The organism is Aureimonas sp. SK2 (assembly GCF_029813115.1).
In the GTDB taxonomy this organism is placed as follows: domain Bacteria; phylum Pseudomonadota; class Alphaproteobacteria; order Rhizobiales; family Rhizobiaceae; genus Aureimonas.
Map to the genome: position 1 here is coordinate 286,891 of NZ_JAPZDS010000003.1, position 9,452 is coordinate 296,342.

General features: G+C 65.3%; 15 protein-coding genes and 1 pseudogene. 3 read left to right on the plus strand and 13 right to left on the minus strand.

What is annotated here, in order from left to right; translation table 11 throughout:
- Nucleotides 1-24 precede the first annotated feature (24 nt).
- From O5O54_RS06190 to O5O54_RS06205, 4 genes are all read right to left on the minus strand, one after another.
- Nucleotides 25-363: a helix-turn-helix transcriptional regulator gene (locus O5O54_RS06190; RefSeq protein ID WP_279479900.1), complete on the minus strand. Its 339-nt coding sequence runs from the start codon at nt 361-363 to the stop codon at nt 25-27.
- Nucleotides 364-417: 54 nt separating this feature from the next.
- Complete coding sequence (locus tag O5O54_RS06195; RefSeq protein ID WP_279479901.1) at nt 418-1,290, minus strand: hypothetical protein; 873 nt, start codon at nt 1,288-1,290, stop codon at nt 418-420.
- A gap of 170 nt (nt 1,291-1,460) precedes the next feature.
- Nucleotides 1,461-1,787, minus strand: a complete 327-nt coding sequence (locus O5O54_RS06200) for a hypothetical protein (RefSeq protein ID WP_279479902.1) — start codon at nt 1,785-1,787, stop codon at nt 1,461-1,463.
- Nucleotides 1,787-1,936 (minus strand): hypothetical protein, encoded by a 150-nt coding sequence (locus O5O54_RS06205; protein WP_279479903.1) that lies wholly within the window; start codon nt 1,934-1,936, stop codon nt 1,787-1,789. The genes O5O54_RS06200 and O5O54_RS06205 overlap by 1 nt, the downstream gene beginning before the upstream one ends.
- Nucleotides 1,937-2,156: 220 nt before the next feature.
- Here O5O54_RS06205 and O5O54_RS06210 point away from each other — a divergent pair, with 220 nt between their 5' ends.
- On the plus strand, nt 2,157-2,342 hold the full coding sequence (locus O5O54_RS06210; RefSeq protein WP_279479904.1) for a hypothetical protein: 186 nt from the start codon (nt 2,157-2,159) through the stop codon (nt 2,340-2,342).
- A gap of 42 nt (nt 2,343-2,384) precedes the next feature.
- Here the strand turns inward: O5O54_RS06210 and O5O54_RS22410 are convergent.
- The 9 genes and pseudogenes from O5O54_RS22410 to O5O54_RS06250 all read right to left on the minus strand — a co-directional run.
- Nucleotides 2,385-2,924 (minus strand): annotated as a pseudogene (locus tag O5O54_RS22410) (hypothetical protein); the annotation flags it as partial.
- Between the two features lie 83 nt (nt 2,925-3,007).
- Entirely contained in the window at nt 3,008-3,388 is a 381-nt protein-coding gene (locus tag O5O54_RS06215; protein ID WP_279479905.1) for a hypothetical protein, read from the minus strand.
- Nucleotides 3,389-4,037: 649 nt separating this feature from the next.
- Nucleotides 4,038-5,339, minus strand: coding sequence for a hypothetical protein (locus O5O54_RS06220; protein ID WP_279479906.1), 1,302 nt, complete (start codon nt 5,337-5,339; stop codon nt 4,038-4,040).
- A gap of 201 nt (nt 5,340-5,540) precedes the next feature.
- The gene (locus tag O5O54_RS06225; RefSeq protein WP_279479907.1) at nt 5,541-5,774 is read right to left on the minus strand and encodes a hypothetical protein; all 234 of its coding nucleotides are present in this window, start codon (nt 5,772-5,774) and stop codon (nt 5,541-5,543) included.
- Entirely contained in the window at nt 5,774-6,025 is a 252-nt protein-coding gene (locus tag O5O54_RS06230; protein ID WP_279479908.1) for a hypothetical protein, read from the minus strand. Before O5O54_RS06230 ends, O5O54_RS06225 begins: the two co-directional genes overlap by 1 nt.
- 428 nt (nt 6,026-6,453) lie before the next feature.
- Nucleotides 6,454-6,807, minus strand: a complete 354-nt coding sequence (locus tag O5O54_RS06235) for a hypothetical protein (protein ID WP_279479909.1) — start codon at nt 6,805-6,807, stop codon at nt 6,454-6,456.
- Nucleotides 6,804-7,247, minus strand: a complete 444-nt coding sequence (locus tag O5O54_RS06240) for a lysozyme (protein WP_279479927.1) — start codon at nt 7,245-7,247, stop codon at nt 6,804-6,806. Before O5O54_RS06240 ends, O5O54_RS06235 begins: the two co-directional genes overlap by 4 nt.
- A gap of 92 nt (nt 7,248-7,339) precedes the next feature.
- Nucleotides 7,340-7,558, minus strand: a complete 219-nt coding sequence (locus O5O54_RS06245) for a hypothetical protein (RefSeq protein WP_279479910.1) — start codon at nt 7,556-7,558, stop codon at nt 7,340-7,342.
- Nucleotides 7,555-8,010, minus strand: coding sequence for a hypothetical protein (locus O5O54_RS06250; protein WP_279479911.1), 456 nt, complete (start codon nt 8,008-8,010; stop codon nt 7,555-7,557). The genes O5O54_RS06245 and O5O54_RS06250 overlap by 4 nt, the downstream gene beginning before the upstream one ends.
- Nucleotides 8,011-8,485: 475 nt before the next feature.
- On the opposite strand from O5O54_RS06250, the gene O5O54_RS06255 reads away from it, so the two are divergent.
- Together O5O54_RS06255 and O5O54_RS06260 are read left to right on the plus strand one after the other, a co-directional pair.
- Complete coding sequence (locus O5O54_RS06255) at nt 8,486-9,208, plus strand: hypothetical protein (RefSeq protein WP_279479912.1); 723 nt, start codon at nt 8,486-8,488, stop codon at nt 9,206-9,208.
- A gap of 8 nt (nt 9,209-9,216) precedes the next feature.
- Nucleotides 9,217-9,452 (plus strand): hypothetical protein (locus O5O54_RS06260; RefSeq protein ID WP_279479913.1); only part of this gene is annotated, 236 nt, incomplete at its 3' end.

The window sequence follows — 9,452 nt, forward strand, 5'->3', positions numbered from 1 at the left end:
GGGCCATGCCGGCGTCGCTTCGTGTCAGGCTGCGCGGGCGTTCGCTCGCACGTAGAGCTGGAAGTCCGCGGCGTGCGTGCCCGAAGACAGGCGGGCGACGGCAGCCAGGAGACGGATTTCGGCTTCTTGGCCCGGGTACAGTCGGACGAGAAGGTCCTCGACGCGCCTGTTCGGAGTGTTCGTCCCGGACTCTGTCTGCGAAATCAGCGGTCCGGAACAGCCGATACGACGAGCGAAATCCGCCACCGTCATGTCCGCGTCGGTCCTCATACGGCGCATGAAGCTTCCGAAGATCTGCCTGTTAAGGCGGTTCGGATCGCCGGTGACCTGGGTGCCGGGGTCGGTCTGAGGGGTGTCGGACATCGCGGTCTCCATTCGATTTCCTTGATAACAGGTTAATGGGTAGTCGTCACTAGGTCAGTTAGACTTTTTGTCGGATTCGACAAGACGTACGCCGAAACGCTCGTCGATCGCAGCGATCGCGTCCGGCAACGACAGGCCGCCCTCGCCGAGGAGCCACTCGGCGGCGAAAAGCTGCAGCGCGAAACCGTCGCTGAGGTCCGGCTTCCCGCTCCGCCGGCGCACGGTGTCGAGTGCCTGCCTGATCATGGCCTCGCCGGAAGCCGTGACGGTCAGCACGAGGCGTTGATGCGTCCCGGTCTTCGGCTCCCCGTCCCGCAGCTGACGGCAGTGCTCGACGAGGTCCCGGACGCCGTGAGATTCTGCGAAGACGATCGCGTCCTCGTGCAGAACCTCGTCGCGCAGGCCGGCAATCTCCTTCGCCTTCGTCCAGCCCAAGGCGGCAAGCCTGTCGCGGAACATCGACGTGGACAGGCGGCGACCGATGCGCAGGAGGTACATGGCCTTCCGGCCCGAAAGCCCGACTTCGGTCTCGAGGAACGCGGCGACTGCCGACCGCTCGTCAGCGTAGCCGAGGCGGCGATGGATGCCGCCGTTGACCAGTGCGGCGAGCGCATCGCCGAGAGCCATGAAATCGGTCGACGATGCGAGGTCCTGCGCACGGGCCAGAAGGACGCGGTCGTCGCCTTCGAGCTTGACGCCGTCCGACCGGCGGGCGACGGCGAAACGGTCGATGCTCGGCTCCGGCAGATCAGGCTCGGCGTCCTCGATGGGATCGGATGACGGCGGGCGGCAACGCTCTTCGGCGTAGTGATCGGCAACGATGGCATCCACGATGCTCTCCGGCGGTGCCTCGGGCTCCGGCGGGTGCAGGTCCTCGATCGCGGCGTTGACGTCGTCCCATCGCTGGTTGTCGGAACCCCAGTTCATGAGATCCTGAGCGGACCACCTGACCGACCCGACGGCGGCGGCGACGCGTCGCAGGTCTTCTTCTGGAAGCGCGACGAGACGCATCCGGAGCGCCTTCGATGCCGGCGACATGCGGCGGGACATAGCTCCGAACGCCGGAGTCGGACCGATGCTGAATTGACCGAGATTATTCATGCGAGGTCCTCGAGGAGATCGGCTTCGACGACCGCGTACTGCCGGAGCGTCCGGCCGGCGGCGTCGACGAAGCGGACGTGAAGGACGCCGCGGCGGGACGTCTGGGCCGCGACGGAGGTGATCCGGTCCATGAGGGCCGGCGAGATCGCGAACGAGCAGCGGCTCGTCGACTTGCACTCGACGACGAGGACCTGGGAAGCGACGTCGCCCTTCTCAGGCCCGGAGCCCGATGCCAGCGTAAGGCGGCCGCCGATCGCCGAGGCGACGTCGCGTTCGTGACGGCGGGCGTTCCGCAGGCCGGGCGGGAGGCGGGAGAATGGCATCAGAAGCCCGCCTCGTCGAAATCGTCGTCGTTGCAGCCTTCGCAGACGAAATCGCCGTCCGAGGCAGTGTAGTCCTCGCCAGCGTAGATCTCGGCTCCGCAGAGGCAGCAGAAGAGGATCCGGTCGCCTTCGTCGATGTCGTCGATCATGCTGCTGCCTTCCATTCGCTGACGCCCTTGCCTCGTTCGACACGCCAGGCGCTGATGGCGGCGTCGTAGATCGTCTGCTGGAGTACCGGATCTGCGCGCAGGTGGTCGGCCCGGTCGCGGAGCGTCCTGAACGTCGCCGGCGAAAAGGCGCCGAGGTCGCAGCGTACGGTGGACGGAACGTCAGGCCGCGCTTGTCGGTGAAGTCGAGGACGTCGTCGACTTGGTCGATTGCGCCGAGGCCGAGCGGATGGGTCGGATCCAAGATCATCCGCGCCTTCCCGTCCCGGATCGAGGAGCCGAGCTTCGTCTTGATCCGATCGAACGTGATCTCGAGGTGAAGCGGCGTTTCGTCCCCGTAGGAGTCCTTCCCAAACTCTACGAAGCCATCCAGGCCGACGGTGAATGACGGGAAGAAGTTCAGCCCCTCGCCGCCGGGAATGACCTTCATGTCGCCGCGGGCGACGAAACGGTGACGCCACTGGTTGACCAGGCCGAGGGTCGTCGACCGGCGGGCGCTGTTCGCCTCCACGAGGATCGAGCCGTATCGCGTCAGGGCCTCGTTCATGAGGCGGGCGCGAACGCCGGGGATCGTGTCGCCGATCGAGCGCATAGACTGCTGCGACGGCATGAGGGCGGCGGCGGAGTCGAGCAGCACGAGGGAGACATCGGACGCCCGCAGGAAGGCCTCCACCGTGTTCAGGGCGTCCTCGGCAGTTTCCGGGCGGGACAGGATCACCCGCTCCGGGTCGACGCCGTGCAGGGCCGCCCACGTGAAATCTTGCGTCCCCTCGGCATCGACCCTGACGACCTTCTTGTCGGGCCAGATGCGCTGTGCCGAAGCCGTGATGCGGTCGCAGGTCGTGGACTTGCCGGAAGACTGCTTTCCGACGATATGCGAGATCGCGCCGACGGGGATGCTGCCCATCGACATGCGGTCTAGCTCGAAAAATCCGGTCGGGATGTGCCGACGGCCGTCGACGTCGGGCATGGCTGCGTCTCGGATTGTGTGCGACAGGCCCGCCTTCCCGATCTCCCGAAGGATCTCGTCCGAGGTCCGGACGACCGGCGCCTTCACGACCGGACCTCCAAGACGCGACGAGCGATGGCAATGCGGGCGGCGTAGAGCTGCCCCGCCGGCGATATCGAGGGCTCGAACAACCTTCTGCCGTCGACAAGGCGGTGCGCGAGGACGACGGCCTCGATCAGCCTCCCGTAGATGACGACCTCGTCGACCGTGTACCGCGGCCGCCGGGGCGTCTCCTCGACAGCCATCGCGGCCGGCATCTCGCCGTTCGCGACCCAGCGATAGACCGATCGCGCAGCGACGCCGAGGAGAGCGGCGAACGTGTCGACGGAGACGGACAGGACCGTGCGGACGGCACCGTCGGCGAAACGCAGGGGGCGAGAGTCGGCTTGGCGTGCGACGTCGTCGATAGAGGTCGTGACGGGCATCAAGGGCGACAGGGACCGGTCGGTGGTCGAGAGATCGAGGATCTTCGAACGTCTCCGAAGACGTCCGAGGGCCCGTGCCCGATATGCTGCTTCCTCCTGCATAGTATCCCCCCGACCTCAAGACCGAAGGATACGCATGAGTCGCGATACGATCAACGGCCATCGTCATGCGATAGATTATAAGATCTCCGAAGAGTCGTGTCGGCTTCGCCTCTCGATATCAGTTCGCCATCCATCGAAGGGCCTTCGGCAAGGGAAAGGATGGCGTATCGAAGGGAATGGCTTTCGCTGCCCCCGGCTTGGCTACAGAAAGGCGATTGGGTTCCGGATGGGGAAAGGATCGGGATTCGGCCGATGAAGGCTTCAGCGAGCGTTTAAATCGATCGGGCTGCAGGGATCTGAGAATGCCTCCAGGAAGCCTGCAGGCGTACGCGAGTCAGAGGTACCGATTCTAGACAGCAGAGTCTGGCGACGGATCAGGAAGATAAAGGACGACGGTTGGATGGAGGCTGGAAGAGAGTCGCGACCAACCACCACCGTCACAACCACCTCCCAGGTATATGTGGAACAATTACGAACTAAGTCGTTGTTTCCTATGAATTCCGGCCTCAAAATCGTGACATTTATGCCACACGATAAATGAGAGGATTCAGACCGGTTCCTCGATGCCGATCCATGGCATGCCCGCACGATCGGCGGCCTCCATCATCGCATCCCGCAGAACGTCTCTCTGCGACCTCTGTACGAGGAAGGAGTCATGGATCGGCAGGCAGGCGACGCCCTTCTTCATCAGCGACGTCAGCACGAACTCCGCCATCTCGGAGTCCCGGAGCATGAACGTCGCTCCCGCGTCCGAGAAAAACAGGCCCTCGATTTCCCAATGGACCTGCCGGATACGGTTCAGAAGGCTGACGGCCCGCTTCCTGGCTTCGGATGACCGAGGGACCGCACCGATCTTCCGGTTGGCCGAGACGGACAGCATCGCATCCTGGAACGACTTCGCGTTCAGCGCCGTCATCATGGCCGCCTTCACGAGCTTTCGGTCCCAGTCGCCGCCGATATCGTAAGAGTCCTGCGGCGGCCGCAGCCCGAACATGGCGTAGGCCATCGATGGATGGATCGTCGCGTAGTCGAGCTCGCAGACTGGCTGCCCGTTGATCAGGATCCGATGCCGCTCCGCCTTCCGCAGGACCTGCCACGCTCCTCCCGTCGCATAGAAGCGTCCGCCTCGAGACAGGTCGAGGTTGAAGATACGCACGAGACATGCCGAACCCGTCGACACGTCCGCCTCACGCAGCCATTCGTTGAGGCCTTCCGCGATCCGGCGCCACTTCCTCGTCTCGGTCGTCTCCCTGAAGGCGAGCGGATTGCCATCCTTGTCACGCAGCTGGATCACGCTGGCCGGCGCCGGACGCGCCGCCTTCGGTACGCCGGTCTTCGCGATGACGCCGGCGACGATGTCGAGCAGCGCCTGCGTCGGTCGGAAGCAGGACCTCCAGCCTTCGACACCAGGCTTCTGCCGCCAGTCGACGATCAGCTCGAGGGCTTTCAGGTGTTCGATGCCCTGCATGACCAGACGCCACGTGTAGAGCTGTGAAGGCTCGCGCTGGACGTAGTCGGGATCGCCGGTCGGCGCGGCTCGGTCGCGGTTGCGGTCGAGGATCTTGCGCCACGTGTAGTGCTCGGCCCGGGCGGAATAGCTGATCCACCGGTTCGATACCCTGGCTGCGAAATAGGCTGCCAGCGCGATCGCCGCGGTCGCCTCGGCGCATTTCAGGACATCGGAGAGGGCGAGCCAGAAGGCGCGGTGCTCGTACCGCATCGACAAGGGGATCTGGTGCGACTGGTATGGATCGCCGACGTTCGGGCCGATCCGGTCGGCCGGGATCAGGGTTTCCTGATCGAAGGGGCAGTAGGCGGGAAAGGGGGAAAGAAGTGGTTGGGGCTGCACTCGGTCTCTCACGTGCTCGCCGGGTGGTCAGCCCGGTTCACGGAACGCGAGACTGTCTCGCGGTCGGTGATTCGATCAGCATGACAGCCGTTGACGCAAGAGTCGATAGCCCTTAGAATTCAGCTAGGGATCGGGGCTTTCACGTGCCCTCGATACCCCGAAAGCCGCCCCCCGGATTGGTCTCCGGATCCGGGGCGGCTTTCACATCTCAGGATGCCGGCGTTCGTGCCGAAGCCGCGCTTTCGCGACGACCCGGGCTTGATGCCTCTCGGCCTTGAGGACTGCGAGCACGACCCGCCTGCCCCACCGCTCCTCCGCCGCCTCGCGCCCGTGACTGCCGATCAGGGCGCGCACCTTGTCCGGCTTCGGGACGAAGACGACTTTCTCCGACCACGTCGGCTCCTTGTTCTTGCTGAAGTCCAGGTCCTCGAGCATCAGGACCTCGTGAGTTCGTCGATGGCGCCAACCTTCGCCCGGCAGTCGGCTCCGGCGTCCCGCAGCCGCGCCGTCCACGCGACGAAGTCGGCCTGCGTCGCCGTGTCCGGATCCGGGGCTCCCGGCTCGTCGAGACAGGTCCTGAGATCGCTCGGGATGCGCTCGGCAAGCGGCACCGCGGTCGTCACGATCCGCGTCGTCGTGCAGCCCGCAAGCACCATGACGGCGGCGATCGCCGCGGCCGCTCTCACGCGACCGCTCCCGGCCCGGCGGCTTCGCAGGTGATCCGGACGCGGCTCGGATCGGCCACGAGCGTCGGGTCCGCGACCAGCTCAACCGCCACGGCTGCCGCGACCAGACGGCAGGCCTGCGCATCGGCCGTCGAGACCCGCCGTCGGATTTGGCCGTCAACGAGGACGAGAAGCTGCCAAACGTCAGGCCGGCGTCCAATGAAGAGCTGATCCTGCCTCCGAACAGGCTGTGCAGATTCCGACGTGGCCGACGGAACCGTTTCGGCGGAGGCACTGTTGACGATGGCAAGGAAGCACACAGCCGACGCGACGATCCCCCCGCCGCCTCGGTTTCGGCCCATCCCCCTCCGGGCCCCATCACGTTTCCGCATTTCGAAATGCCCCCTTTGCGAAGGCCGTCCGAACCCCCTCGGACGGCCTTCCTCGTTTCAGCGATCCGGGCCGCGCAGGCTTCGGATGTAGTCCTTGGTTACCGGCGCAAGCGGGCCGTCGCGGGCCGTACCCCTGGCGGCCGCCGCAGCGACGATTGCCTTCTCCAGATTCTGGAGGTCGCGAACGCGGAGTGACCTCATGCCGGCGAGGACGATGTCCCTCCGGACGGCTTCGGCCCGAAGCGTTGCGATGGTCTTCTCGGACTCGGCCTGCGCCGCGGCGACGCCGGCGATCTCGGTGCGCATCGTCTCCCGCTCGGCTTGGTCGGCGCGCCCGGAGACGAAAAGGAAGGCCGCAGCGACGACCGCGACGAGGATGGCGTCCCAATGGGCGCGGACGAAGGCGATCATCCTGCGATGCCTTCGAGGCAGAGCCTCCGCTCCTCGGTCCGGCGCCTGGTCAAACCCTTGACCTCGCGACCGCCGGCACGGTTCCACCGCAGGAGGGCGTCGCACGCGCCGCGGACGTCGCCGGCATTGATCCGCTTCGCCATCGACGAGCCACAGAAGCCGCGCTGGCCGTAGCCGACGTTGTATGTGACGGAGAGCATCGCTACCCTCACCTTCACCGGCAGGGTCTCGGGCGACGTCAGGCAGGCGTTCATGCCCTTCTCGAAGGTCAGCAGGCCGTCGACGAGCATGTCGTCGCATTCCGCCTTCGTATGGCTGTCGCCCATCTTCACGCCACGGGTCTCGCCGTAGCAGACGGTCGGGATGCCCACGATGTCCTTATAGGCTTCCGTTCGGAGGCCTTCGAAGCCGCCGATCAGCGCGACCGCCATCGCGGTCATTGCAGCGCCGCCGGTCAGGACGCGGCCGGCGGTCGACTTCGGGACGACCTTGGGCAGGACCTTCGGCGCGGCCCTGAACAGATTGAGGACGTTCACTTGCTTTCCCCCGAAAGACTGGCCTGGAAGAGGACGCGGGCGAGAACGCCCCCGCCTGTGGCGACGCCGCCGAGGAAGCCCATCACGTGATCCGGGATGACGTCGGTGTAGAAGGGCAGCGCGTATTCGGCCGCCGAGAACAGGAAGGCCGCCACCATGAGTCGGACGGACCAGGAGTGCTTCAGGACTTCGCGCCAGTTCGGAACGAGTTTCATGGCGCTCTTTCCCAGCTTTGAAGGCCCTTCCCGAGGACATCACGACACGCGAGCTCGAGAAGCGCCGTCGCCGTTGCCTCTGCGTCTCCGGTCACCCGTCCAAAGACATAGCCGTGATGATCGTGGGCGGCCTTCAGCCACCCGTCCTGCGACATCCACGAGCCCGAGGCGAACCGTCGGCGGAATGACTTTCCGTCCATGTGAATCAGGTCGACGCCGCACAGGCCGCAAAGGGTTCGGAGCAACGTCAGGGTCGCCGTCGGCGCTCGTCCGGACCAGACGACGAACCGCGCTACGTCGACAGCCTGGAACAGCATGGAGTAGGTGCGTGCGAGCGTGCGGGGGTCGGTGACGTCGCCGACGAGGATCTCCCTCGTCGACTTCATCCGCCCGTAGTATTCGGTCGCGACGCCGATGACGCCGTCGCCGAAATGTACCGCTGACCCCTTCACGTGCTTCCCCCGAAGCATCAAGCCCCCGGCTTGATCTGGAATGGATACGTGTCGGCGTAACCTGCGACAAAAATCAGTTTTTCGGTGATGGAATACTACCGCGCCGCTTACGATCGCGGGCGTTCCGGCGCCGGTCACGGAGCGTCACGGGCGGCTCCTGTACACGAGCCCGGCAGACGACGTCCCAATACGTCTCTGTCTTCATCGTCAGCTCCGTGTACTTGGCGGCAACGGCTGGATGCAGTTCAGAAAACTTCAGGTGATCGGACAGTTTCAGGACAACGGGATCGACCCAGCGCTACCTTGCCAGAGCCCCAGTTCGGCCGGCGCTTTCCATCTCCTCGAGACCTGATCCGACCTGCGAGACGAGGTACTCGCGACTGACGACGGTGCCCTGCTTCGCGAACAGCTGCAACAATTCCTCGATCGTAAACCTTCCTGTCATAACATCCTGCTGGATCAGGGGAGAGAACGCATGGATCACGTGCTCGACCAGTTTCGTGCCCACTTGGTAAAGACCCCCGTTCGAGTTCGCCCCAACCGTCTGTATACAGGTCGGCAGGGGGAACTGAAACCGATGTCCGAGACAGCCACACTGACGAGAACCGTGCCGAGCTATCCGCTCCGCACGATGCAATGGTTCGCGGCCATCGCACTGCTTCTGTGGGGCCTGGTGCTGCTGCAGCCGACGGCGCTGTTCGACCGGGAAGCGTTTCGGCCGTTCCACGACCTCGTCGCGGAGCAGTCCCTCGGCGCCTTCCTGCTCGGCATCGGCATCGTCCGCTGCGCCGCCCTCTACATCAACGGGCACTGGCGACGGACACCGCTGCTGCGGGCTGCCGGCGCGATGATCGGGTCGGGTACGTTCGCCGGCCTCTCGGCCCTGTTCCTGATATCCGACATCGCATTCTTCAATCGTGCCGGCGGGATGGGGCAGGAGGTCACCGGCTGGTTCGCGTACCTCCCCTTCGGCGTCGTCCTCCAGCACTTCCAGCTGACCACCGGCTTGGCCGTCTACCCGGCGCTGGCGGTCTTCGAAATCATGTCCGCGTTCCGGTGCGGCAAGGACATCGTCCGCGTCGGCGGCCGCCGCTTATTCACGCCGGGGGGCACATCATGTTCGGACTTTCTACCGAGATCGCCGTGGCGCTGGTCACGGGCATCTTCAAGTCGCTGGGCTTCTTCTGGACCTTCATAGGGACGGTCGTGCAGAAGCGTCGCCCGGATCCGATCGGCACGGCTGCCGTGCGGGGCGAGGCCCTGTACGTGCTCGCCGCGACCGACCGCGCCGTGTTCGAGGGTCTCAGAGACGCCATCAAGGACATCGCGGAATGCGTCGAGGACGGCTCGCGCAGCGCCCGTCGCGGCATCGAAGCTATCGAGGATCTCGCAAAGGCCATCGAGGATGCGACCGCCGAGGCACGGGCCAGGAGGCTGCATGT

Excerpts from the sequence above, each read along its gene's own strand:
- O5O54_RS06190 (WP_279479900.1), bottom strand. The coding sequence starts at position 363 with ATGTCCGACACCCCTCAGACCGACCCCGGCACCCAGGTCACCGGCGAT.
- O5O54_RS06195 (WP_279479901.1), bottom strand. The coding sequence starts at position 1,290 with ATGAACTGGGGTTCCGACAACCAGCGATGGGACGACGTCAACGCCGCG.
- O5O54_RS06200 (WP_279479902.1), bottom strand. The coding sequence starts at position 1,787 with ATGCCATTCTCCCGCCTCCCGCCCGGCCTGCGGAACGCCCGCCGTCAC.
- O5O54_RS06205 (WP_279479903.1), bottom strand. The coding sequence starts at position 1,936 with ATGATCGACGACATCGACGAAGGCGACCGGATCCTCTTCTGCTGCCTC.
- O5O54_RS06215 (WP_279479905.1), bottom strand. The coding sequence starts at position 3,388 with ATGCCCGTCACGACCTCTATCGACGACGTCGCACGCCAAGCCGACTCT.
- O5O54_RS06225 (WP_279479907.1), bottom strand. The coding sequence starts at position 5,774 with ATGCTCGAGGACCTGGACTTCAGCAAGAACAAGGAGCCGACGTGGTCG.
- O5O54_RS06235 (WP_279479909.1), bottom strand. The coding sequence starts at position 6,807 with ATGATCGCCTTCGTCCGCGCCCATTGGGACGCCATCCTCGTCGCGGTC.
- O5O54_RS06240 (WP_279479927.1), bottom strand. The coding sequence starts at position 7,247 with ATGACCGCGATGGCGGTCGCGCTGATCGGCGGCTTCGAAGGCCTCCGA.
- O5O54_RS06245 (WP_279479910.1), bottom strand. The coding sequence starts at position 7,558 with ATGAAACTCGTTCCGAACTGGCGCGAAGTCCTGAAGCACTCCTGGTCC.
- O5O54_RS06255 (WP_279479912.1), top strand. The coding sequence starts at position 8,486 with ATGGATCACGTGCTCGACCAGTTTCGTGCCCACTTGGTAAAGACCCCC.